Annotated in this window: 19 protein-coding genes and 1 tRNA gene; 5 read left to right on the top strand and 15 right to left on the bottom strand. The window is 66.9% G+C overall.

The annotated features are described in order from the left end of the window. Positions 1–45 precede the first annotated feature (45 nt). The 7 genes from G6N50_RS27425 to G6N50_RS27395 form a co-directional block, all read right to left on the bottom strand. Positions 46–1,320, bottom strand: a complete 1,275-nt coding sequence (locus G6N50_RS27425; protein ID WP_163650910.1) for a hypothetical protein — start codon at positions 1,318–1,320, stop codon at positions 46–48. Positions 1,321–1,323: 3 nt separating this feature from the next. After that, a complete protein-coding gene (locus G6N50_RS27420; RefSeq protein WP_083100197.1) occupies positions 1,324–2,520 on the bottom strand; it encodes a cation:proton antiporter in 1,197 nt (398 codons plus the stop codon). A gap of 32 nt (positions 2,521–2,552) precedes the next feature. Beyond that, on the bottom strand, positions 2,553–3,635 hold the full coding sequence (locus G6N50_RS27415) for a PDR/VanB family oxidoreductase (protein WP_197748041.1): 1,083 nt from the start codon (positions 3,633–3,635) through the stop codon (positions 2,553–2,555). Positions 3,636–3,637: 2 nt separating this feature from the next. Beyond that, positions 3,638–4,567 carry an alpha/beta fold hydrolase gene (locus G6N50_RS27410; protein WP_083100195.1) on the bottom strand — a complete coding sequence of 310 codons (930 nt, stop codon included), beginning with the start codon at positions 4,565–4,567 and terminating at the stop codon, positions 3,638–3,640. A 3-nt stretch (positions 4,568–4,570) separates the two neighbouring features. Continuing rightward, complete coding sequence (locus tag G6N50_RS27405; protein WP_083100203.1) at positions 4,571–5,479, bottom strand: metal-dependent hydrolase; 909 nt, start codon at positions 5,477–5,479, stop codon at positions 4,571–4,573. Positions 5,480–5,513: 34 nt separating this feature from the next. Further along, positions 5,514–8,765: a thioester reductase domain-containing protein gene (locus tag G6N50_RS27400; RefSeq protein WP_083100193.1), complete on the bottom strand. Its 3,252-nt coding sequence runs from the start codon at positions 8,763–8,765 to the stop codon at positions 5,514–5,516. Positions 8,766–9,232: 467 nt separating this feature from the next. Next, the gene (locus G6N50_RS27395) at positions 9,233–10,225 is read right to left on the bottom strand and encodes a diacylglycerol/lipid kinase family protein (RefSeq protein ID WP_083100201.1); all 993 of its coding nucleotides are present in this window, start codon (positions 10,223–10,225) and stop codon (positions 9,233–9,235) included. Between the two features lie 194 nt (positions 10,226–10,419). On the opposite strand from G6N50_RS27395, the gene G6N50_RS27390 reads away from it, so the two are divergent. Both G6N50_RS27390 and G6N50_RS27385 read left to right on the top strand, forming a co-directional pair. Continuing rightward, a complete protein-coding gene (locus tag G6N50_RS27390) occupies positions 10,420–11,301 on the top strand; it encodes an oxidoreductase (protein WP_083100191.1) in 882 nt (293 codons plus the stop codon). A gap of 96 nt (positions 11,302–11,397) precedes the next feature. After that, a complete protein-coding gene (locus tag G6N50_RS27385; RefSeq protein ID WP_083100189.1) occupies positions 11,398–12,315 on the top strand; it encodes a DMT family transporter in 918 nt (305 codons plus the stop codon). A 76-nt stretch (positions 12,316–12,391) separates the two neighbouring features. Here G6N50_RS27385 and G6N50_RS27375 read toward each other — a convergent pair whose 3' ends face one another. Both G6N50_RS27375 and G6N50_RS27370 read right to left on the bottom strand, forming a co-directional pair. Continuing rightward, positions 12,392–13,699 carry an MCE family protein gene (locus G6N50_RS27375; RefSeq protein WP_163650908.1) on the bottom strand — a complete coding sequence of 436 codons (1,308 nt, stop codon included), beginning with the start codon at positions 13,697–13,699 and terminating at the stop codon, positions 12,392–12,394. A 271-nt stretch (positions 13,700–13,970) separates the two neighbouring features. After that, complete coding sequence (locus G6N50_RS27370) at positions 13,971–15,263, bottom strand: MCE family protein (protein WP_163651021.1); 1,293 nt, start codon at positions 15,261–15,263, stop codon at positions 13,971–13,973. A 292-nt stretch (positions 15,264–15,555) separates the two neighbouring features. Between G6N50_RS27370 and G6N50_RS27365 the strand changes: the two genes are divergently transcribed. After that, on the top strand, positions 15,556–16,092 hold the full coding sequence (locus tag G6N50_RS27365; protein ID WP_083096120.1) for a hypothetical protein: 537 nt from the start codon (positions 15,556–15,558) through the stop codon (positions 16,090–16,092). Between the two features lie 24 nt (positions 16,093–16,116). Here the strand turns inward: G6N50_RS27365 and G6N50_RS29820 are convergent, their stop codons facing one another. Then, positions 16,117–16,242 (bottom strand): hypothetical protein, encoded by a 126-nt coding sequence (locus G6N50_RS29820; RefSeq protein ID WP_264028819.1) that lies wholly within the window; start codon positions 16,240–16,242, stop codon positions 16,117–16,119. A 271-nt stretch (positions 16,243–16,513) separates the two neighbouring features. Between G6N50_RS29820 and G6N50_RS27360 the strand changes: the two genes are divergently transcribed. Next, positions 16,514–17,002 (top strand): glutathione peroxidase, encoded by a 489-nt coding sequence (locus tag G6N50_RS27360; RefSeq protein ID WP_083096122.1) that lies wholly within the window; start codon positions 16,514–16,516, stop codon positions 17,000–17,002. Positions 17,003–17,045: 43 nt separating this feature from the next. Here G6N50_RS27360 and G6N50_RS27355 read toward each other — a convergent pair. The 4 genes from G6N50_RS27355 to G6N50_RS27340 all read right to left on the bottom strand — a co-directional run bounded on the left by G6N50_RS27355 (position 17,046) and on the right by G6N50_RS27340 (position 19,100). After that, positions 17,046–17,122: transfer RNA gene (locus tag G6N50_RS27355), tRNA-Met, on the bottom strand. Positions 17,123–17,208: 86 nt separating this feature from the next. After that, entirely contained in the window at positions 17,209–17,745 is a 537-nt protein-coding gene (locus tag G6N50_RS27350; protein ID WP_083096124.1) for a cupin domain-containing protein, read from the bottom strand. Between the two features lie 40 nt (positions 17,746–17,785). Continuing rightward, a complete protein-coding gene (locus G6N50_RS27345) occupies positions 17,786–18,445 on the bottom strand; it encodes a nitroreductase family protein (RefSeq protein ID WP_083096126.1) in 660 nt (219 codons plus the stop codon). A 4-nt stretch (positions 18,446–18,449) separates the two neighbouring features. Then, the gene (locus tag G6N50_RS27340; protein ID WP_083096272.1) at positions 18,450–19,100 is read right to left on the bottom strand and encodes an HD domain-containing protein; all 651 of its coding nucleotides are present in this window, start codon (positions 19,098–19,100) and stop codon (positions 18,450–18,452) included. Between the two features lie 98 nt (positions 19,101–19,198). On the opposite strand from G6N50_RS27340, the gene G6N50_RS27335 reads away from it, so the two are divergent. Continuing rightward, on the top strand, positions 19,199–20,179 hold the full coding sequence (locus G6N50_RS27335; RefSeq protein ID WP_179970072.1) for a GlxA family transcriptional regulator: 981 nt from the start codon (positions 19,199–19,201) through the stop codon (positions 20,177–20,179). 3 nt (positions 20,180–20,182) lie between these two features. Here G6N50_RS27335 and G6N50_RS27330 read toward each other — a convergent pair whose 3' ends face one another. Beyond that, entirely contained in the window at positions 20,183–23,173 is a 2,991-nt protein-coding gene (locus G6N50_RS27330) for a UPF0182 family protein (protein ID WP_083096129.1), read from the bottom strand. Positions 23,174–23,200 lie beyond the last annotated feature (27 nt).

The raw sequence follows: 23,200 nt of genomic DNA, 5'->3' as shown, positions 1-23,200 counted from the left end.
GCCAGTAAGCCTGCGGCAGCGGGCTATTGGCGGGGATCCGTAAGACTACTCAGATTTGGCGGCAAGGCTTGGCGGCGCCAGCAGTGCCGCCGCGCCGCCCGCGGCGCACACGCCGAACAGCGCGGCGACCACCGTCGCCACCTGCACCGGCGCGAACCCGGAGTCCGCCAGCGGTTTGATCACGGCCACCGCGGCCAGCGCGGGCATCAGCAGGCGGACCCACCAGGCCACCACGCTGTCACCGGGAATGCGCGAATTAGCCTCTGTGACAAACACATACAGCGCTATGAGCAGCAGGGGCGCCGCGCCGAGGATGACCACCCCGATCCAGCGCGCACCGTGCGCCGAGACTACGGCGGCAACCACCGCGACGAGCCCCACCACCGCCAGTCGCAGACCGGCGTTCGGTGTCGCCTCGCGCATGACCGCCAGGCCCGCGGCTGCGCGCACCGCGGCCCACCCGGAGACCAGCGCGGCGGCCACGGCCAGCGCGATGGAGGCCACCGCCATCCACCGCCGGCCGTCGTCGGCGTAGAACTCGGGCACCGCCTCGGCCAGCATCTTCGCGCTCCATCGCCACGGCCCCGCCACGCCCCGGTGATCGCCCACCCACACCACCACCGCCGCCACGGCGACCACCACGGTGGCCAGCGACATGGATCGTCCCGGCCTGGCGATGCGCGCGGCGCGGACCGTGAGCAGTTCGACGCCCACCATCCCCAGGCCGAAGCCGACGAGCTGGCCGGACAGCGGGCGCGGTGCTGCGGCCGTCCCGATGACGACGGGGTCGGTGCTCAGCGCGACGAGGGCGGCCACCGCGACCGCGAGGCAGACGTAGAGGAGCAGGCCCGCGAGCACGAGCGGCAGTGCCAGCGACGCCACGACGCGAGTCGGGGCCCAACAGGCGGCGGCTCCGATGAGGAGCGCCGCGGCCGCGGCGCCGACCGGGAGCCACGACACGATCGCGGTTGGGTCGTCGCCGGGCGAAAGCAGCTGCAGCAGCTGCAATCCGAGCGTGGTGGCGAACTTGGCCGCCAACGCCAGGTAGGCGAGCAGCTGAACGAGTCCCGCCGCGAATCCCGCCTTGGGACCCAGGGTGGTGCCGATCAACTCGGCGGTACTGCGCGCGTCCGGCGCATGACCGCGCAACCGCGCCAAAGCGTAGATCACCGGAATCACGACCGCCGCCCCGAGCAGCGCGCCCAACCCGTACGACGCCGCGGACGCGATCACCGCCATACTCAGCCCGGCGGCTCGCCACGTGCCCAGCTCTCCCGACCCGGAATCCGGCTGCGCCGGCGCAAGCAACGATCTCGGCATTGCCTAAGCATGACGTAGCGGGGTCTGCACGGCCTCGCCCGGTTCGGCTGTGTCCTGGCCACGCGCGGCCAGCGTGCCCGCGATCGACGCCGCCGCGACGGTCAGCAGGGCGCCGAACATCAGCGCCGACGCCTCTCCGGCGACCAGGAGGTGTTCCTGGGTGCCGATGGTGGCCGCGGCCACCGGCACGCCGAGCTGCGCCGCCGAAAGAACCCCGAAGGTGAGCGGCTGGCGAAGCAGCCGTCCGGCGCAATGCGCCAGCACCGCACCGAGTCCCAGTCCCGCGCCCAGCAGGATCAGCTTCGGGTGTGCGCCGAGTTCGCGGACCTGCAACGAGGCGCCCAGCCACACGAAGAACAGCGGGCTGAAGAATCCCTCGGTGATGCCGAAAAGTTGGCGCGCCAACCGGCGCGGTTCGCCGACCGCCCCGACCACCAGGCCGACCGCGAAACCCGCCAGCATGATCGACACGTGGGTGGTGACGGCCAGCGCCGCCAGCCCGAACAGCACCAGCAGGCTGGTCCGCAGCTCCAGCGCCAACCGGTGCATCTCGGAATAGCGGTCCAGGCGTTTGCGCCAGCCCTTGCGGTCGACGGTGCGCAGCACCACGAACAGCGCCGCTGCGAAACCCGCCACCGCCAGCGCCCCCAGCGCCGCCGTCGGCGCCCTTTTGATGTCAATCACCAACGGCAGCAGCACAATACAGGAAGTGTCCGCAATGGCGATCTGCGTGGTCACGGACAGTACCTGACGTCCCCGCAGCCCCAGCGAATCGATCACCGGCAACGCCAGCGCCGCCGACGACGAGGCCATCAGGACCGCGTAGAGCGCCGGGTGGCCGGTTCCGAATGTCGCGGCCAGACCGATACCCAGTGCTACCGCGACGCCTCCACTGAGCACGGCGCGCCCCAGGGCCACCGGAAACGCCGAGCGCATCGCGGCCTCGCGGACCGGCACATGGGTGCCCACCACGAACATCACCAGCGCGAAGCCGATATTCGCCAGCACCGCAAACGTCGGGTCGGCGATATCGACCACGTCGAAACCGGTCCTGCCGATCACCAGGCCCGCGACCAATTCACCGACCACCACCGGTATCCGCAGGCGCGGGACCGAAGCCAGGACCGGGCCGGCCATCCCGACAGCGGCGAGCAACGCCAAGGTGTGAAAGCCGAATCCGTTCACCACGCCATTCTGCATGGTGGGAGGTCACAAGTGGCGCATCACCGCGCTCAGGCGTCGATCACCACGCGGCCGTTTTTCGCCCGGGAAACGCAGACCAGCATCTCGTCGTCGCCCTCTGCGGCGCGTCCGCGCCGATCGACCTGCCCGCCAAGCACTTTCACCTTGCAGGTGCCGCAGAACCCCTGCTGGCAGGAGTAGGCGGTGGTCGGGTCGCGATCGAGCATCACGTCCAGGGCCGACCGGTTTTCCGGGACGCTGAGCACCCGTTGGGAGCGGGCCAGTTCCAGTTCGAAGGGAACACCATCGACCACCGGAGGCGGGCCGAAACGCTCATAGTGCAGTGGCGCGTTCGCATGTTCGTCACGCGCGGTGCGCACCGATTCCAGCATGGCGGTGGGGCCACACACGTAGACGGCCGTCGTCGGCCCGGCGTCGGCGAGCAGGTCCGCCGCAGTGGGGAATCGGCCGCGCTCGTCGTCGGCCCACACGGTGACCCGGTCGGGGGCCACCGCCACCACCTCGTCCAGCAACGGCATGTCATCCCGGCTACGGCCGGCATAGACGGCGCGCCAATCGATTCCGCGCTGTTGGGCCGCCTGCATCATGGGCAGGATGGGCGTCACCCCGATGCCGCCGATCACGAACAGCACCTCGCGTTCGTCGGTGACGAGATAGAACGCGTTGCGCGGCCCTTCGAATTCGAATCTGTCCCCCACCGCGAAGGTCTCGTGCATCTCGATCGAACCACCGCCGCCGTCGGCGATGCGGCGCACCGCGATGCGATAGTCGGTGCGCCGGCCGGGCGAACCGCACAGCGAGTACTGCCGGCGGCGACCCGACGGCAGCCGAACGTCGATGTGCGCGCCCGGTGTCCAGGACGGCAACAATCCACCAGCCGGGTCAGCCAGCGTCAACGCGACCACATCGGGCGCCACCAGCTCGCGTTGGGTGACCAACGCGGTGGTGGTGCGCCGCACGGACGCCACGCGTGACGACGTCCACCGGGACGCCGACGCCATGCCGCCGAACAGCGCACCGACCCCGTACAAGGCGGTGTACATGCGGTCGCGTTTGCGACGGCCGTAGAGGTCGGCTGGAATGCTCTCCCAAATAGTCTGTGCCACAATCATCCTCACATCTGGCCGATGCCGCGACGATCGGCGGAATGCGCGATCAGGTCGACCCACTCGCCGGTGAGCCGGGCGATGACGTCGGGGTGCGCGGTGACCACCCAGTGGCCGCCCTCGATCGGGACGACCCTGCCGCCGGCTGGGATGGAGCCGGTAAACCGTTGCAGCGCGGGCGATACGAAATAGTCCTGGCGGGCGACCAGTACCTGCACCGGAACGGTGGTCTGTGGCAGCCGCGCCGGGGGTGACAGGATCGGTGCCGGCATGTTCGCGCGGTACAGGTTGAGCCCGTTGAGGTAGTCGTCTGCCGAGCGGTACGCCGCACCGCGCTCGCTGCCGGTCTTCGATCCGCCGATACGCTCAACCGCTTCAAAGACTTTCACCGTCGCCCCGGACCGGATCGCGAGTTCGGGCAGCCCCGGGCACAGGAAAAACCAGATGTAGGACGAGGCCACGATTTGTTTGACCACGTCGAGGAGCGCGCGCGGCGTGCGCGCTGACCGCAGGAACCTGCCCGCATAGTTCAGATGGGGACCGGAGACCGACGTGAACGAGGCGATCCTGTCCATCACCGAGTCGTCGGTGACCGCCGCCCAGGCCTGGATCGATCCCCAATCGTGGGCCAGCAAGTGTACCGAGTCCACGCCCAGGCGGTCGATCACCGCGCCGACGTCAGCGACCAGCTGCGGCAGCAGATACCCCGAATAGGTTGCCGGCGTTGAGGATTGGCCGGCGCCGCGCACATCGTACGCCACGACATTGAAGCGGCGGCCCAATGTCGTTGCCACCGCGTCCCACACGTGGTGGTTGTCCGGGTAACCGTGGATGGCCAGGATGGTCGGCCGCCCGGGGTCGATGTCGGTGTAGGCGTGCACCGCCAGCCGCACGCCGTCGGAGGCGGCGACCATGGTTGAAGCGAGTTCGGTCGTCATGGTTCAGTGCGACGCGCGGGCGGCGGGTGAGCGGGCCAGGTAGTCGACCGCGCGTCCCACCCCGCCCAGCTGGGACGGGTGGAAACTCGGCGTGTAGTAGGCGCCGATGACCCGGAGGAACTGGAACGGCCCGGGCACCAAACCCCGTCGCGCCGCGCGGAAGTAGTCCAGCCAGCGCGGCTTGGTGCCGGGCGGCAGGTAGGGGTCGACGGAGTACATGAACCGCACGCCGCGGACGAACAACCACAGTAGGGCCGGCGTGATCAGCAGCTGGGTGCGCACCTGCCGCCAATACCCGGCCCGCAGGTGCTTCATGGTGTCGAAGGCGACCGCTTTGTGCTCGACTTCCTCGGCGCCGTGCCAGCGCAACAGGTCCAGCATCATCGGGTCGGTGCCCATGGCGTCGTGCTGCGGGGTGTCGAGAATCCATTCGCCCAGGATGGCGGTGTAGTGCTCCAGCGCGGCGACCATCGACACCCGCTCGAGCAACCAGCTCTGCCGCCGGCGCCGGCTCCACCGCGGCCGGTCACCGATGAGTTGGGTGAATAGCCAACGCATCTGGTCGGTGAACGGCGTCACGTCGATGCCTTTGGCCGCGAAGTGCCCCAGCACCCCCGCGTGCGCCTGGGAATGCATGGCCTCCTGGCTGATGAATCCCTGCACATCGCGCCGCAGTTGATCGTCTTTGATCAGCGGCAAGGTGTCCTTGAAGGCGTCGACGATGAACTCCTCACCCGCCGGCAGCAACAGGTGCAGCACGTTGCAGAAGTGGGTGGTGAAGGGTTCGTTGGGCACGTAGTAGAACGGCAGCGTCGACCAGTCGAAGTCGACGTCACGCGCTTGCAGGACGATCCGCTCGTGGTCGAGCGAGGCGTCATGCGGGCCCGTTGCCTTGTCGTCGACGGTGAACATCGTCGCCACCCCTTTCCGTCGCCAAGTCGTAACGCTAGGCGCTGCGCTGCGCCTCGTCCTCTACCTCAGTGATCAAACGCTCGTTGCGCAAGAACCGGACGAGATGATCGACCGTCTCGGTCAGGGCCGGCTCGCGCAGCCGAACGTTGGCGAGCCTCCGCCGGTGGCGGTACTGGGTATTGTCGTATCGCTTGTCCCGCATCGCCGCGATCTTGTCCGCCGACCGGGTGAGGAAGTCGACCAGCGGATACATCTGGTCGTTCGGCGTGCAGCGGCGGTACAGCTGTTCGGTGAAGGATCCGATGTCGTGGTAGTCGAAGCGATACCCGTAGCGTTCGGACAGGATGCGGGTGACGTCGGTGAGGTTGTAGTAGTCGTCCGCGGTCATGTTGAACACGCTGCCCGACTCGTCCGGCAGGCCCATCAGCGTGACGATGTGGTCCGCGATCAAGTCCGCCGGCAGCAGGCTGATCTGGTTGAGCGCGTTGACGGCGACCCCGTGCTCGATCATGAACGCCGTCAGCCGCACCAAGATGTCGTCCTGGCTGCCGAAACCCGCACGGGTCGGCGAGATCAGCGACGGCCGGTAGATGCGGACGTCGAGTCCCTTGCGCTGCGCGGCCAGTGCCAGCTGCTCGCCGACCCATTTGGTCTGCGAGTAACCGAAGTCCAGACCGGCCATCTTTTCGTTGGCATCCCACTCCCCGACCACCGGCTCGGTGCTCCAGCCGTAGATGAACGTGCTGGAGACGAGGTGGAAAGCCTTGCGGTGGTTGGTCATTGCAAGTCGCAACAGCTCGCGGGTGCCCTCCACGTTGGCGGGCCGCAGGGCGTCGTAAGTACGCACGTAGTTGACCAGGGCGCCGTTGTGCACGACGGCGTCGACGTCGTGCGCCAGTTGCGCGAAGGCCGCCTCCCCGATGCCCAGCGCGGGCTTGGCGAGATCGCCGCAGACGACGCGGACCCGCGCGCGGACGTCGGCCTCCAGTGCCGGCGTCCAGAGCTGGGCGCGGCGCAGCGACGCGACGATGCGGTCCAGGCCGTGCGCGGCGTCGGTGGCGCGCACCAGTGCGTGCACCGTGTAGGAGGTCCGCGCCAGCAGGCTGCTCACCAGGAACGGCCCAAGGAATCCGGTCGCGCCGGTGAGCAGCAGATCGGTGGGCTCACCCGGTCGCGCGGGTGCCAGCTCCGGCAGCGGCAGCGCCGCGTCGGCCCGCATCTGGGCTGCCTCCTGGGCCTCGTAATCGGCGGAGATCTGACCCAGCGCCCGGCGCAGGGCATCGAGTGGCTGCCCGGATCCCTCGCCGAATTGGCTTATCAGCCCGAAGAATTCGGACACGGTCAACCGCTGCAGGAGGCGAGTGTTGACCTCTTCGGCCAGCTCGCCCGCGCCGTTCTCCTCCAGTAGGGCCTGCAGGTCCGTGCGAAGTTCGGCCAGCGCCAGCGAGTCGATGCCGAGGTCGGCGAACGAGCAATCCTCGTCGCCGGCCAGGTCGTAACTCTCGATGAGGTTGCGGAAGCGCTCCAGCGGACCCGCACCCGCGCCATCGTGAGTTCGGTTGACCGACTGGTTGATCCAGCTGGTGAAGGCGGGCAACTCGCCGTCGCGCCACAGCTGGCGCGTCGACGCGCGCCGGATCTTCCCCGAAGTGGTCTTGGGAATGCTGCGCGGCGGCGCGAAGACGATCGCGTGCGGATCGATGTGGCAGTGCCGCCGGATCGCGCGGGCCATCGCCTTGACGTCCGGGAGGTTGTGCTCGTCGCGCACCTCGGCGACGACGATGAGCGCTTCGGACTCGTCGTGCTCGACCGAGAAGGCGGCGACGCAGCCGCTGCGGACCTGCGCGGAAGTGCGCTCGACGACGGCTTCGATGTCGGAGGGGTAGCAGTTGACGCCGCGGACGATGATCAGGTCCTTGCTGCGGCCGCAGACGAAAAGCTCGCCCTCGTAGAGGAAGCCGAGATCGCCGGTCCGCAGATAGGTGTGCTCGTCATCGCCGGTGATGCGGGCGCCGAACATCTCCGCGGTGAGCTCCGGGCGGTTCCAGTAGCCGGCCCCCTTGGACGGCCCGGCCAGCCAGACCTCCCCGACCCGCCCGTCGGGCAACTCCTGCCGCGACTCGGGATCGACGATGCGAACCAGGGTCCCTTCGATGGGCTTGCCGCAACTGACCAGGGCGACCTGGTTGCTGTTCTCCGGCAACGCCTTCTCCACGCGCGCAACGTTGCGCTCCAGCCCGCGCTTGTTGACCGCGATGGTCTGGCGTCCGCGGATCGACACGATCAGGGTGGATTCGGCCATGCCGTAGGCACCGGTCAGCGCCTCGGGCCGCAGACCATACTCGGCGAACCGCCGCCGGAATTGAGCGAAGGTGTTGGCGCGCAACGGCTCCGCCCCCACCACGATGCACTCGAGGCTGCTCAGGTCGACGCCGGCCAATTCGGCGGCCGGCAGCTTGTCCTCGCGCAGGCAGTATTCGAGCGCGAAGTTCGGTCCCGGCGTGTGAGTGGCGCGCACGTCGCTGATCAGCCGCAGCCAGGAGGACGGCCGGGCGAGGAAGTCCAGGGGTGACATCGCGTGCGTGGACCCGCCCAGCAACACGATGTACATGTAGGCCGAGATCAGACCCATGTCGTGGTGCTGCGGCAGCCACGACGCCAGCACGACGTCGCCGGTGAAGGCGAAACCGTTGGCGATGACGTTGGCATGGGTGACGATCACACCCTTCGGATCGCTGGTCGAGCCCGAGGTGTACTGCAGGAAGAGCACCTCACCTGGCGTGTCCGCGACCGGTGCGCCGCCGAACTCCTGCGCACCGTCGGTCGCATACCAGGGCAGCTGCGGCAGGCCGGCGCCGGACTCGCCCGTCCACAGCTTCTCGCCGTGGCGCTGACCGAGCAACAGGCGGAAGTCGTACTCGAACTGCTTCGTCGACAGCACCGCCGTGGCCTGGCAATCGCGGGCGATGAAGCTGAGCTTGGCCAGCCCGGAATCGAAGGACATCGGCAGCGGGGGGCTGACCGGAACGGCGATCACGCCGATGCGGGCGCACGCATAGAGCGCCGCGATCATTTCCAGACCGGGCGGGTAGACCAGCAGCGCACGGTCACCGGACTTCAGGCCGGCCTCCTTGGACAGGTAGGCGGCCAGCTCGCGGCTGCGGTCGGCGAAGGCCTGGTAGGTGTAGTGCTCGAGTTCGCGGCCGTCGGCGTCGACGAACCGGAAGAGGGTCTGGTCCGGCTTCTGCGCTTCCCACATCTGCAGGTAATCGATCAGCGTCTCCATCGTAGGAGTGATCCCCCTTCCAGGTTGGCTCAGCCCGAGAACGACTTACGTCGTGAATATACGACCAATGTAGCGCTGCACTGCCGACCCGAGCAAAACCTCGAGCAGCATTAATGGCCATCGCACACTACATTCTCAGGATAAACTTAAACGTCGGAATCAATTGCACGGATGCTGATCTACGCGTGTACGTACTTCAGTATCTCAGTGGCGTACAACCAGGCATTACCGCCGTCCGGGCCCCTGAAATACTGAACTACGTATCTGCGAATTCACGCATTTCCTATTTCTAACGGTCGCGCGCCGTCGGCCGAAATACGATTTTAACTTCGTTACACGTAGTGCCGAAACTGCAAAGCGAAAAACGCAATTATCCGATGGCATTGGACGGGTCCGGGAAGCCGCGGGCACGGGCAAAACTACCTACGTGCCGGGGGGATCTACGTGACGGCCCCGGGCGGTAGCCGCTAGGCGGGCCGGGCGACGCGGATGCGCGGGCCTGCGCGGGCGACGAGTTTCACGATGCCGAGGAAACGCTCGCCGTCGATGATGGGCGACAGCGGCTCGTCCTCGGCTTCGATGACCATCTCATGGCCGTTGACATCGCGTAGCCCGTCGCCGCGCAGCATGCCGTTGGTCAGGGCCGTCGGAAGCTGCACCACGATCGCGGATGGCCGCAGGTGTCCGGCCTGAAAATGCAGGGCGCCGGGCTCGGAAGCCTTGGGGAACAACCGAAGTGGGCCGCCGATGCGCAGGTCGATCGCGCCGGCGTGCAGCAGGCTGTGCGTGCGCGACGGGACCTCCTCACCGTCGATCACCACGCGCGCTCGCGTCGGTGTAAACAGGATGGACGCGTAATTCGGCGTCTTCACCCGGCTCGGCGCGACCTTGGAGGTGATGTAGTCACCGAAGCTGCGGGCGATCACCCGCGCGACGGCCAGCCGATTGTGATCGGGTGCGTCGTAATACCGGTCGTAGAACCGGTTGCCGACGCCCCCGGCCGCCAGCCCGAAGCAGAGCCGATGAAACCCCTCGCCGTCGGCGGTTGCGCCGTCGAGCACCAACGTGTCCAGGTCCACCTCGGGCGGCGGTTGATCCGCCTTGGCGGCGTCGGTCAGCGCACGGACGATCGCTTCGGGCCGTCCGCGCACCCGGGCCTTGCGCGCGACGGCGTTGACACTGCCGCCGTTGGTCGGGACGAACGCGGGCCAGCGTTGCGGATCGCCGACGCATTGCTCGATCTCGTTGATCAACCAGTGCAGTGCGCCGTCGCCGCCGTCGCCCACCAGGTGGGTGACGCGGGGCGCGAGCTGGCCGATGGTGTCGCGCAGCTCCTCGATCGAGTGCGTCTCGTGCACCTCGCCCCAGGCGCCGACGGTGCGCCGCAGTTCGTCGATGCGGTCGCGGGATGCGGCGCGATTTCGCCGCGCTTTCGGATTGACGATGACGCCTAGATACACGCCGCGAACCCCGATTCGCACCCGACAAAATTCCGCCCCGGTCGGGTGCCAAGCAACCGCTCAGGAGGGATTTCGCTGGTCATCCCAGGCACGATACCCGCGCGCGGCGGGAGATCAGTAACGCTCCTGCATACCGCTGCACGACCCCTCGGCCCGACGGCCACCCTCGCAAGTGCGAAGTTAGGGTGTCTGCCATGGCCGATTGGACCGCAGCCGAGCTGCCCTCGTTCGCCGGACGAACCATCGTCATCACGGGGGCCAATGCCGGGCTGGGCGAGATCACCGCCCGCGAGTTGATTCGGGTCGGTGGCCACGTCATCCTGGCCGTCCGCAACACCGACAAGGGTCGGGCCGCCGCCGCGCGGATGTCCGGCCCCGCAACCGGCACAGCCGAGGTGCGGCAGCTCGACCTGCAAGACCTGTCGTCGGTGCGACGCTTTGCCGACGGCATCGACACGGTCGACGTCCTGATCAACAACGCCGGCATCATGGCCACCAAACACGCGGTGACGGTCGACGGCTTCGAGGGCCAGATCGGCACCAACCACCTCGGCCATTTCGCGTTAACCAACCTGCTGTTGCCCAAGCTGACCGACCGCGTGGTGACGGTGTCCTCGCTGATGCACCACTTCGGCTACATCAGTCTCAAGGACCTGAACTTCGACTCGCGTCCATATTCGGCGTGGCTGGCCTACAGCCAGTCGAAGCTGGCCAACCTGCTGTTCACCAAGGAGCTGCAGCGGCGCCTCGACAGCGTCCCCACTTCGCTGCGCGCGCTGGCCGCCCACCCGGGCTGGTCGCACACGAACCTGCAGGGCAACTCCGGCCGCAAGCTGGGAGACGCGGCGGTCCTGGCGGTCGACCGGATCGTCTCCACCCACGCCGATTTCGGCGCCCGCCCGACGTTGTACGCGGCCTCGCAGGATTTGCCGGGCGACACCTTCGTCGGCCCGCGATTCGGGCTGTACGGCCGCACCCAGCCGACGTGGCGCAACTGGCCGGCAAAGCGCGCCGACACCGCCGCCGCCCTGTGGGAACTGTCCGAGCGGCTGACCGGGACGAAATTCCCGCTCTGACCCGGCTGCGCCGGGGCAACCCGTCGGCGCGCTCGCCGCGCGGGTCGCGGCTAGATTGGATGGGTAGCGCAACCGCACCCATGAGGAGGTATTGCCATGTCCGACGTGCATTTGGCGGCCATCCTCGCCCTGTGCGCCGCGCTGGCGTCCGCGATCGGCAACGTGGTCCGGCAACGGTCCGCGCAGGAGGTCACCGACCAACAAGTGGGCCACCTGACGCTGTTCGGCATGTTGCTGCGCGATAAGCGTTGGTGGCTGGGCGGTTTGGGAGACATCGGCAGTTACGTGTTGCTGGCCGCGGCGCTGGACAAGGGCTCGGTGTTGCTGGTGATGTCGTTGCAGGTGACGGCGCTGCTATTCGCCCTGCCGATCTACGCGCGGATGACCGGTAACCCGATCACCCGCCGCGAGTGGACGTGGGCGCTGGTGCTGGCGGTGGCGCTGGCGGCGCTCATCTCGATCGGAGATCCGACCGGCGGCCAGCAGCGGGCGCCACTGCACACGTGGATCGTGGTGGCCGTGGTGATCGGCCCGCTGTTGTTGCTGGGTTTGCTCGGCGCGCGCATCTGGTCGGATCGCCCGGTCGCGGCGCTGTTGCTGGCGGCAGTGGCCGGCACGTTGTTGGCGGTTTTTGCGGTCCTGATGAAGGGCGTCGTCGACATTCTGGAACACCAGCCAGGCCAGGTGTGGCACAGCTTCGAGCTGTACGCGCTGGTGTTCTGCGGGGCGGCCGGAATGATCTATCACCAATCCGCGTATCGGGCCGGCGCGCTGACCGCCTCGCTGCCGACGATCATCGTGGCCAAGCCCGTGGTGGGCGGCGTCCTTGGCATCCTGGTGCTCGGCGAGACGTTGGAAGCCGGTGGCTGGGAGTGGTTCGTCCTCGCGGTGACGCTCGTCGTGGTGATCGTCGCGACGGTCGGCCTGGCTCGCGGTGAGGCCGCCTCCATGTCGGCCGGCGCGGGGCGTGACGTGAAAGCCAGCGCACGGCAGGAGGCGGCCTCTCAGGCCTAGCGGCCGCGGTCCGTCTTCACACCGAATGGGGTTGCCGGGTAAGCATTTTCACCCGCAGCAACAGCCGGCGGTAGCGCTACGGGTTGATGGTGTTGTCGCCGACCTGGCGGCCCCAGACGTACTCGATCGCATACGGCGATCCGGTGTCCAGGTGGTTGTACGGGGCGATGCTGTTACCGGTGTCCATGATCAGCTCGGGTGCCGGCCACAGATCGCGGGTGATCTTCTGCCAGCAACCCGGGGCGCCACCCGGCCCGCCGCGGGCGTTGAGGCGCGGCAGGTTCTCGGGATAGATGTAGGGGTTGGGCGCGCCGCCGACTACCCCGGCGATGCCGCCGACCAGGGACGCGATGACCGGCACCGCGGACACCGGGTTCGCGATCAGTCCCAGCCCGGAGAGCACCTCGGTGTCCATGTTCAACGAGTAGCCGTTGAAGGCGCCTTCGGCCGCGCCGGTGGCGGGCAGCGCGTCGTAGTTGTTGCGCATCAAGCAATAGATTTCCGGGCTGTAGGTGTCCAGCAGCTGCGCTGTGGGCACCAGGTCTTCGGCGCCGCGCGCCAGATACGGCCCCCCCTTGTTGAACAACTCCGCACCCGTATTGCCGAACCCGGCCGCCGACAACAACGCCTGATCGAAATCCTTTTGCTGGGCGTTGATCGTGCGCGCGGTGACCACCGCATTGTTCAAAAAGTCGAACAGATCCGGCGACGCGTTCGCGTAGGTGTCTCCGAGTGCCGCCAACCGCTGAATGTCCTTGCGCGCCTGCGGCATCTGCGGATTCACATCATCGAGCAACGCGTTGGCGTTCGTCACCGACTGACCGAACTTCTCCCCCAACCCCGTCAACGACTGCGCCGCAGCACTCAACGTCAAATTCAGCTTGACCGGATCAACCTTCTCCGCGATCGAAGTGATCGTCTGAAACAACGTGTTGATCTCCGTCGTCACCGAGCGCGCATCGATCACCGTGTGCGGCGAGATCCGCTGCGGCGACGGATTGGCCGGCGTCGTCAACGACACATACTTGCCACCGAACACCGTCGTCGCCTTGATATCGGCATTCACATTCGACGGAATCAGCTTCAGGTAGCGCGGATACACCTCCAAAACGAACTTCGCCGCCGGCTTCCCATCACGCACCGTCTCCGAAATCGACCCCACCCGGCCGATCTCCACCCCGTTATAAGTCACCTTCGAACCCGGATCCATCACCAACCCAGCCCGCGCCGCCAACATCGTCAACTCGGTCTTTTCGGTGAAACCTCCGCGGAACTGGACGTAGACCAGGCTGAAGATCACCGCGAGCACCGCCAGCACGATCAGGGTGATGAACTTGTAAGGGGGCTCTCGCGAGTCGTTGATCTGAACGGGGGAACCTGCCAAGGCACTACACCGTGCGCCCGAAGATCATGGAGAATTCGACGTTGGGCGGCCACTTGCGCGGTCGGTTAACCAGGGAACCCACCGTCGCCAACCCTGTCCTTCACCTCGGTGCCGCCGCCTTCCGGCGCCGGCCTGTACACATATGCAATAAGACCAGTGAAATGTACCCGACGCGGTGGCACAAACAAAGCAACAGTGAAATACGCGAGCGCACAACATCATCCCGTCAAACGAATTGCGTCGTCGGCAATTCGTTGGGACCTCGGTGTGCCTACGGGTTGATGGTGTTGTCGCCGACCTGGCGGCCCCAGACGTACTCGATCGCATACGGCGATCCGGTGTCCAGGTGGTTGTACGGGGCGATGCTGTTACCGGTGTCCATGATCAGCTCGGGTGCCGGCCACAGATCGCGGGTGATCTTCTGCCAGCAACCCGGGGCGCCACCCGGCCCGCCGCGGGCGTTGAGGCGCGGCAGGTTCTCGGGATAGATGTAGGGGTTGGGCGCGCCGCCGACTACCCCGGCGATGCCGCCGACCAGGGACGCGATGACCGGCACCGCGGACACCGGGTTCGCGATCAGTCCCAGCCCGGAGAGCACCTCGGTGTCCATGTTCAACGAGTAGCCGTTGAAGGCGCCTTCGGAAGCACCGGTGATGGGCACGATGTCGTGGTAGTTGTGCAGAGTGCAATAGATTTCCGGACTGTAGGTGTCCAGCAGCTGCGCTGTGGGCACCAGGTCTTCGGCGCCGCGCGCCAGATACGGCCCCCCCTTGTTGAACAACTCCGCACCCGTATTGCCGAACCCGGCCGCCGACAACAACGCCTGATCGAAATCCTTTTGCTGGGCGTTGATCGTGCGCGCGGTGACCACCGCATTGTTCAAAAAGTCGAACAGATCCGGCGACGCGTTCGCGTAGGTGTCTCCGAGTGCCGCCAACCGCTGAATGTCCTTGCGCGCCTGCGGCATCTGCGGATTCACATCATCGAGCAACGCGTTGGCGTTCGTCACCGACTGACCGAACTTCTCCCCCAACCCCGTCAACGACTGCGCCGCAGCACTCAACGTCAAATTCAGCTTGACCGGATCAACCTTCTCCGCGATCGAAGTGATCGTCTGAAACAACGTGTTGATCTCCGTCGTCACCGAGCGCGCATCGATCACCGTGTGCGGCGAGATCCGCTGCGGCGACGGATTGGCCGGCGTCGTCAACGACACATACTTGCCACCGAACACCGTCGTCGCCTTGATATCGGCATTCACATTCGACGGAATCAGCTTCAGGTAGCGCGGATACACCTCCAAAACGAACTTCGCCGCCGGCTTCCCATCACGCACCGTCTCCGAAATCGACCCCACCCGGCCGATCTCCACCCCGTTATAAGTCACCTTCGAACCCGGATCCATCACCAACCCAGCCCGCGCCGCCAACATCGTCAACTCGGTCTTGGGGGTGAAGGCGCCGCGAAATTGCCCGTACACCAGCGCCAAAATCAGCACGCACACTCCGAGCACGGCGACGGCGATCCACTTGTACGGCGGGGTCCGCTGCGAATTGATCTGCACGGGTGAGCCGGGACCTGAATGTGTCGACAAGACCGCGGCTGCCCCTCACGTCCGCGCCGCGGCCGTCCGGGCGCCGCGGCAACTCACCCCCCGCCTCTGCCAGGGGCTCCCCACACACATGCAATAGCGAAGACCAGTGAAATGTACCGTGACGGCCGCCCTTGTGCGAACCGCCGTTCACAAAATCAACGGGCTCCGCGGCCGGGGATGACGATCACCCGGTTTCCCGGCCCGGGTCTACGCTCGAACAGGACCTCAAACAGGACCTCAAACAGGACAAGGAAGGTGCGCGATGCTCGCAGCGTTCGGATTCGAATCCCTGGGTGTGGTCGTCGGGGACATGTATTTCATCGACCCGTCCCCGCTTGAGGGTCAGGAAACCCCGGAGCAGGGAGTCAGGCTGGAACTGCGCCTCGTCGACCGGTCCGAGCCGCAGGGCTCGATCTATGCCGGCGTGCCGATCGCCTTCACCCGCCCGGTGTGGCGGGTGGATCTGTTCGGGTCCACCGAGAGCCCGCCCGGGACGCTGGACCGGGCCCATCACCACCCGCGGTTCAACGGTTGGGAGCCCAGCCGCCGGCACTTCGTCCCCGAGCTGTCCGCCGACCCGGTGTCCTGGCTGACCGAGCAGCTGGCCGACCCGGCCGCCATCCTGGCCCGCGCCGGCGTCGACGCCGATGAGTTCAGCGAAGACGACATCACCGGACTCGCGGCGGCGGCCCCGGAGATCGTCGCCGCGGTGAAGCGGTTGCTGGACGGCGTGCGCGACGGCGAATTGGCCCCCGCCCCGGCCGAGCCGGTCGCCGCCGCCCGCACCGGTTGGCTCTGAACTTCGACCCGGCCGATCTGCGCGTCAGCCCGACGACGACTGTTCTGGATTTTCGGCCTGCGCCCGGTCTTCGATGCTCCGTAACCGGTTGTCGTGCGCGGCCTGCCAGTGTTGGTCGGCCTGGTCTTGGAGCAGGTCGGGATCGTCCACCCCTTGTATAGCGAATCGCATGGCGGCCCGTTGATAGTCGTTCGCCGCCCGCTCGTGCGCGCGCGGCTCTTTCCCGCGCGGTCCGCGCGGCGTGTCTGGCGGCTTGCCCTCGCGCCAGCGTCTTGCGGACTTCCTTGAGTGTCATGCTGCGGTTTCCGTCGTACATGGCGTTCCCTTGGGAGCTGCCAACAGACTCAATGGCCACATAACCGGTCGCCGGGGACGCGAACCACCGTCGAGTTTCTGGCCACCGTGAGCTAGCGTCGTTGACGTGACACTCAACGACATCGCCTTGACCACCCTCGACGGCCGGCAGACCACACTGGCCGAATTGTCCGACGGCGCAACGCTCGTCGTCAACGTAGCCTCCAAATGCGGGCTGACTCCGCAATACACCGCGCTGGAGAAGCTGGCCAAGGATTACGGCGACCGCGGCCTGACTGTCGTCGGCGTTCCCTGCAACCAGTTCATGGGTCAGGAGCCGGGCACGGCCTACGAGATCCAGGAGTTCTGCTCGACGACCTACGGCGTGACGTTCCCGCTGCTGGAGAAGACCGACGTCAACGGCGAGGACCGCCACCCGCTGTACGCCGAGCTGACCAAGGCCACCGACGCCGACGGCCAGGCCGGAGACATCCAGTGGAACTTCGAGAAGTTCCTGCTCGCGCCCGGCGGTGAGGTGGTGAACCGGTTCCGGCCGCGCACCGAGCCCGACGCCCCCGAGGTCGTCAGCGCCATCGAGGCCGTGCTGCCCCGATAGGCATGAAGACGGCCCCCGGAGAATCTCCGGGGGCCGTCTTACTTGGTAGCGGGGACAGGATTCGAACCTGCGACCTCTGGGTTATGAGCCCAGCGAGCTACCGAGCTGCTCCACCCCGCGTTGGTGAATGCCAGGTTACCGAATCCGCGTCACGGCGACCAAATCGCGGGCTCAGCGGGGGTAACGGCGCCGGTTCGGTGCCCGCCTCAATGGGAAGGCGGGTTCAGCCCGTACCGCTGCGCGATGTCGTCCATCCACGCGGGCGACCCGTACGTCAGCCCGTATTTGTCGGCCAGCTCACCGAACTCGGGCAGCTCGTGCAGCGGCGTGCCGCCGGGGTCGTCGGCGTGCTCGACGAGCAGCTCGCCCAGTTCGCGGAAATAGTTCTCGAAGCCGCCCGGCGTGATGACCTCGATGATGCGGCCCGGCTCGCTGCCGGCGTTCCACATCGCATGCATCTGCCCGCGCGGCTTGGTGATGTAGCCGCCGGGCCCCAGGACCACTTCGCTGTCGTCGGAGCGGAAGCCGATCTCACCCGCCAGGACGATCGAATGCTCGTCCTCCCGGGTGTGCCGGTGCGCCGCGGTGAGCAGGCCGACCGCGAACGGGTGCTCGACGATGGACACCTCGCCGCCGTTGGTCTTGCCGGACAGTTTGAAGACCGCTCCGAAGCCCGGCAGGGCGACGTAATCGCCCTCCCCCGGCTGCACCACGGTCACCCCGATGTCGTTCAACTCGGTCATGTGACTCACCTTCCTCGGAACCCCCCTGCGCCGCAATGCCTTATGGCCAGAGCGGCTGCGGCACCTCGACGCCGAACGGCTTGCCCCAGCCGTTGCGCGATGAAACCTCGTGCACGGGACGGCGATTGGCCGCCACGCCCCACTTGCCCCGCGGGTAGCCGAGGGCCAGCATGGCCGACATCGTCCAGCCCTCCTCGACGGGTACGCCCAGGATTTCGTTCACCTGGTCTTTGAAGTGGCGAAGTGTCATCGTCATGACGCCGCCGACACCTTCGGCGCGCGCGGCGAGCAACGCACTCCAGATCGCCGGGTAGATGTTGGCACCGCCGTAGTCGTCCATCGCAAAGACGAAGAGCAGCAACGGGATCTCTTGGAAATGGTCGGCGAGGTAATCCCCCGAGCCCTTCATCCGGCGCATCGTCGCGGCGTGGGCGACCGGGTCCGCACCCGGCGCCGGGGCCACCATCGTTCCCGTCCTGAAGTTCTCGTATTCCAGGACGCGGGACTTGCGGAACAGTTGCGCGAACTCGCGGATGAGTTGCGGATCGTCGACGGCCACGAAATGCCAGCGCTGGGTGTTTCCTCCGTTGGCCGCGCGAACGGCCGCGTCGAGGATGCGGACCTGCGTGTCCAGCGGAAGGGGGTCCGGCCGCAACCGCCGCATCATCCTGGTGGTGTACAGCGCTTCGTAGACGTCCATTTCGCTACTCCGGCCAGCTGTTGTGCAGGATGTCGTCGACGAAGTCGTCGCGGACGAACGTGGCATCGAAGTGCGCCAGGACGTCGGCGTTCATGGTGCCGTCGGTGGTCCGCGGCCGGTGCTTCATGCCGTCGTTGAACGACGCCAGGATCCGGTTCTTGAAATCCGGGCGCGGGTGGGCGGCGGTCACTGCGGCCAGTGCCTCGGGCGCCAACTGCTCGCGCCCGATGCCGAGCACGTCGACCTCCACGCCGGCCTGCAGCAGGGCGACTTCGGGCGCGAGGAACTCGGGCACGCCGGGCGTGGTGTGCAGCGCGATGCCCAGCCACACCTTGTCGGCGCCGGCCTCGTCGACGCCGTGGGCCGTCAAGAAGTCCCGGGCCGCGTTGGCGCCGTCGACCTCGAAGCGATCTTGGGAGGTGCGGTAGCGCTTTGTCAGGCCGAGATCGTGAAACATCGCGCCGACGTAGAGCAGCTCCAGATCCGGTCGCAGTCCGCGGCGCAGGCCCCGCAGTGCGCCGAAGAAGAACACCCGGCGGGAATGGTTGAAAAGCAACTCGTCCTCGGTGTCGCGGATGAACTCGGTCGCCTCGCGCACCAGCGCGGTGTCGGGCACGTGGATGCCGGCGATGGTGTCGATCGAGCTGGTGGTCATGTCTTCGTCTCCTTCGTTGATCGTTGTCATGAGTGTGCGGCGGCGCGGACGATCCGACCCGCGCCGTTTGGGCCGTCCTGTCCACAGAAAGCGACACAATGGCTTGCGTGGCTGCAGCCAAAGCGCGTTCGCGGGTGGTGGTGATCGTCGTCTTCGACGGGGTGACGCTGTTAGACGTCGCGGGGGCGGGTGAGGTCTTCGTCGAGGCCAACAGGTTCGGCGCCGACTACCAGGTCAAAATCGCGTCCGTGGACGGGTGCGACGTGACCAGTTCGATCGGGACCCGACTGGGCGTCACGGACAGCATTGCGGCGATCGATTCCGCCGATACCGTCATGGTCGCCGGCAGCGACGACCTGCCCCGGCGGGCGGTTGACCCCGCCCTGGTCGAGGCCATCCGCTCGGTGTCGGCACGGACCCGGCGCCTGGCGTCCATCTGCACGGGCTCGTTCGTCCTGGCGCAGGCCGGGGTGCTGCGCGGCCGGCGCGCCACCACGCATTGGCACGACACCCGGTTGTTGGCGAGGGCGTTCCCGGATGTCACCGTCGAGCCGGACGCGATCTTCGTCCGCGACGGCGACATCTTCACCTCGGCCGGAATTTCGTCGGGCATCGACCTGGCGCTGGCGTTGGTCGAAATGGACTACGGGACAGAGCTGGTCCGCGACGTGGCCCGCTGGCTGGTCGTCTACCTCAAACGCGCGGGTGGCCAGTCACAATTCTCGGTGCTGCTCGAGACCGATCCCCCGCCCCAGTCGCCGCTGCGCCCCGTCACCGATGCGATCGCGGCCGACCCCGGCGCCGACTACAGCGTGAAAAAGCTTGCGGCCCTGGCATCCTTGAGCACCCGCCAGTTGACTCGACTGTTTCAATCCGAGCTGGGCATGACCCCGGCGCGCTACGTCGAATTGGTGCGGATCGACTTCGCCCGCAACTCGCTGGAAGCCGGCCGGTCGGTCACCGAGACCGCGGGCATGGCCGGCTTCGGCAGCATCGAAACGCTGCGACGGGCATTCGTCAACCACCTGGGCATCAGCCCGAAGGCCTATCGGGACAGGTTCCGAACGGCCTACGCCTGACGGCTATTTGGTGTTGTTGTATTTGGTGATCGCGTCGTCCAACCGCTGCAGCGCCGCGCCGTAGCCGGCGAAATCGCCCTTCTTCTGCGCGTCCTTGGCCGCGCCGATTGCGGCCTGAATCTCTTGCAGCGCAGCGGATTTAGCTGGGGACAGCGTCACCGATCCGTCGGGCACCGGCGGTGCGGCCACCGGTGGCGGCGATCCCGGCGATCCGGGCGTGGCGGCCGGCGCCGGCGTGATGGCCGGCGGACTGGCTGCGGGAGTACCGGCTTCGGTGGGCTGGATGCCCGTCGCCGCCGCACCCGCGCCCGGACCGAACAGCCCGGTCAGGGCGTCACGCACGGTGGGGCCGTAGCCGATCTTGTCGTTGTACATCATCGCCACCCGGATCAGCCGCGGGTACGACGACGCCGCGTCGCTGGCCCCCGGGGAGGCGTACACCGGTTCGACGTACAGCAGGCCGCCCTGACCCACCGGCAGGGTGAGCAGATTGCCCCACCGGATCCGGTTCTGGTTGTCGCGCCCGATCACACCGAGGTCCTGAGACACCGCCGGATCGGTGGTGATCGCGTTGTTCGCCAGCTTGGGCCCGTTGACCTGACCCGGGATGGTCAGCACGGTGATCCTGCCGTACGTCGCCGGGTCGGAGCTGGCGCTGATGTAGGCGGCCAGATAGTCGCGCTTGAACCTGTTCATCGCGCTGGTCAGCTGATACGACGCCGTATTATCGTTCTTCGCAATGTTTTTCGCGACAATGTAATACGGCGGCTGGTAGCTGCTGGCCGTCGGGTTCGGATCCAGCGGCACGTCCCAGAAATCCGACGTGGAGAAGAACGTCACCGGATCGTTGACGTGATACTTCGCGAGCAGCATCCGCTGCACCTTGAACAGGTCCTCGGGATAGCGCAGGTGCTCGGCCAGCTCCGGGGTGATGTCGCTCTTGGGTTTGACGGTGCCCGGGAAGACCTGCATCCAGGCCTTGAGCACCGGGTCCTGTTCGTCCTGCTGATACAGCGTGACGGTGCCGTCGTAGGCGTCCACGGTCGCCTTCACCGAGTTGCGGATGTAGGAGACCCGCTTGTCGGGTGCCAGCTTGTTGAACGCCACCTCGTTGGAGTCCGCGGTCGCCGATTCCAGTGAGGTGAGTTCGGAATACGGGTAGTTGTCCAGCGTGGTGTAGCCGTCGATGATCCACACCAGTCGCTTGTTGACGATCGCCGGGTACACCGCGCTGTCGGTGGTCAGCCACGGCGCCACCGCCTCCACCCGCCGCGCCGGGTCACGGTTGAACAGGATCTTGCTGTTCGAACCGATCACGTTGGAGAACAAGAAGTTTCGCTCGGCGAACTTGGCGGCAAATACGCTGCGCGACAGCCAGTCGCCGATCGGGACGCCGCCGACCCCGGCGTAGGTGTAGTTCTTGGTTTCGTTGCTGGTCTCGTAGTCGTACTCGCGGTCGTTGCCGTTGCGCCCGACGATCGCGTAGTCGGCCGACGTGTTGGAGATGACCGGCCCGAAGTAGACGCGCGGCTGGTCGAGTTGCGCCGGACCGTCGGACACCACGCCGCCGTTGGCGCCGACGACGTTGACCAGGAACTCGGGATAGCCGCCATTTTGGTTGGGGTCGTTGGCGATTCCCCGCACGGTGTTGGCCGGCGACGCGATGAAGCCATTGCCGTGGGTGTAGACGGTGTGCCGGTTGATCCAGTCCCGCTGGTTGTCGATCAGCCGGTCGGGGTTGAGTTCGCGGGCCGCCACGACGTAGTCACGCAACGCCCCGTTGCGGTCCTGGTAGCGGTCGATGGAGAGCTGATCGGGGAAGTAGTAGAAGTTCTTACCCTGCTGGAACTGGGTGAACGCCGGGCTGACGATCGTCGGGTCGAGCAGCCGGATGTTCGAGGTGGTCGCGCGGTCGTCGGCGACCTGCTGGGCGGTGGCCTGCGCGTCGCCGGTGTAGTTGCGATAGGTGACCTGGTCCGAGGTCAGGCCGTAGGCCTGCCGCGTCGCGGCGATGCTGCGGCTGATGTATTCGCTTTCCTTTTGCGCGGCATTGGGTTTGACGCTGATCTGCTCGACGATCAACGGCCACCCGGCGCCCACGATCAACGACGACAACAGCAACAGGACCAGCCCGATCGCCGGAATCCTCAAGTCCCTGAGCACGACCGCGGAGAACACCGCGGCCGCGCAGATCAGCGCGATCGCCATCAGAATCAGCTTCGCGGGCAGCACCGCGTTGATGTCGGTGTACCCGGCGCCCGTGAAGGGTTTGCCGCCGCGGGTGTGCGACAACAGCTCGTAGCGGTCCAGCCAGTAGGCGATCGCCTTGAGCAGGACCAGCACCCCGACCAGGGTGACCAGTTGGATCCGCGCCGAACGGCTGAGCACGCCCGTGCGACCGGACAGCCGGATGCCGCCAAAAATGTAGTGGGCCAACAGATTGACCACGAACGCCAGAAAGACCGCGACGAACAGGTAGCTGAGCAGCAGCCGGTAGAACGGCAGCTCGAACGCGTAGAAGCCGAGGTCCTTGCCGAACTGCGGGTCCCTGACGCCGAAGTCGCCACCGTGCAGGAACAATTGGATGCGCACCCAATAGCTCTGCGCGACGATGCCGGCCAGCAGGCCGATCGCCACCGGGACTCCGGCGCCCACCAGTCGCAACCGGGACAGCACCAGGGCGCGGTAGCGCGCCACCGGGTCGTTGTCGTTGCTCGGCACGAACACCGGCCGGGTGCGGTAGGCCACCGCCAGCCCGGCGAACACGATGCCGCCCACCAGCAGACCGGCGATCAAAAAGACCACGAACCGGGTGACCAGCACGGTGGAGAACACCGAGCGGTAGCCCAGCTCGCCGAACCACAGCCAGTCGACATAGGCGTCGATCAGCCGCGGACCCGCGAGCAGCAGAGCGATCACACCCAGTGCGATCAGGATCAGAATCCGGCTACGCCGAGTCAGCTTCGGCATCCGTGCGGTGGGCCGCATCCCCACTGGCTACGCTCCCTGATCGATTGCTAG

The sequence above is a fragment of the Mycobacterium mantenii genome (assembly GCF_010731775.1).
GTDB lineage: Bacteria > Actinomycetota > Actinomycetes > Mycobacteriales > Mycobacteriaceae > Mycobacterium > Mycobacterium mantenii.
The sequence above is the reverse complement of the archived record's forward strand: the minus strand, read 5'-3'. Positions and strand labels throughout refer to the sequence as shown.

Bases quoted from the DNA above. Each gene is read 5' to 3' on its own strand.
- G6N50_RS27400 (WP_083100193.1), bottom strand. From the start codon at position 8,765: ATGGAGACGCTGATCGATTACCTGCAGATGTGGGAAGCGCAGAAGCCG.
- G6N50_RS27415 (WP_197748041.1), bottom strand. From the start codon at position 3,635: ATGATTGTGGCACAGACTATTTGGGAGAGCATTCCAGCCGACCTCTAC.
- G6N50_RS27390 (WP_083100191.1), top strand. From the start codon at position 10,420: ATGGCCGATTGGACCGCAGCCGAGCTGCCCTCGTTCGCCGGACGAACC.
- G6N50_RS27345 (WP_083096126.1), bottom strand. From the start codon at position 18,445: ATGGACGTCTACGAAGCGCTGTACACCACCAGGATGATGCGGCGGTTG.
- G6N50_RS27350 (WP_083096124.1), bottom strand. From the start codon at position 17,745: ATGACCGAGTTGAACGACATCGGGGTGACCGTGGTGCAGCCGGGGGAG.
- G6N50_RS27405 (WP_083100203.1), bottom strand. From the start codon at position 5,479: ATGTTCACCGTCGACGACAAGGCAACGGGCCCGCATGACGCCTCGCTC.
- G6N50_RS27365 (WP_083096120.1), top strand. From the start codon at position 15,556: ATGCTCGCAGCGTTCGGATTCGAATCCCTGGGTGTGGTCGTCGGGGAC.
- G6N50_RS27385 (WP_083100189.1), top strand. From the start codon at position 11,398: ATGTCCGACGTGCATTTGGCGGCCATCCTCGCCCTGTGCGCCGCGCTG.
- G6N50_RS27335 (WP_179970072.1), top strand. From the start codon at position 19,199: ATGGCTTGCGTGGCTGCAGCCAAAGCGCGTTCGCGGGTGGTGGTGATC.
- G6N50_RS27410 (WP_083100195.1), bottom strand. From the start codon at position 4,567: ATGACGACCGAACTCGCTTCAACCATGGTCGCCGCCTCCGACGGCGTG.
- G6N50_RS27420 (WP_083100197.1), bottom strand. From the start codon at position 2,520: ATGCAGAATGGCGTGGTGAACGGATTCGGCTTTCACACCTTGGCGTTG.
- G6N50_RS27425 (WP_163650910.1), bottom strand. From the start codon at position 1,320: ATGCCGAGATCGTTGCTTGCGCCGGCGCAGCCGGATTCCGGGTCGGGA.
- G6N50_RS27340 (WP_083096272.1), bottom strand. From the start codon at position 19,100: ATGACCACCAGCTCGATCGACACCATCGCCGGCATCCACGTGCCCGAC.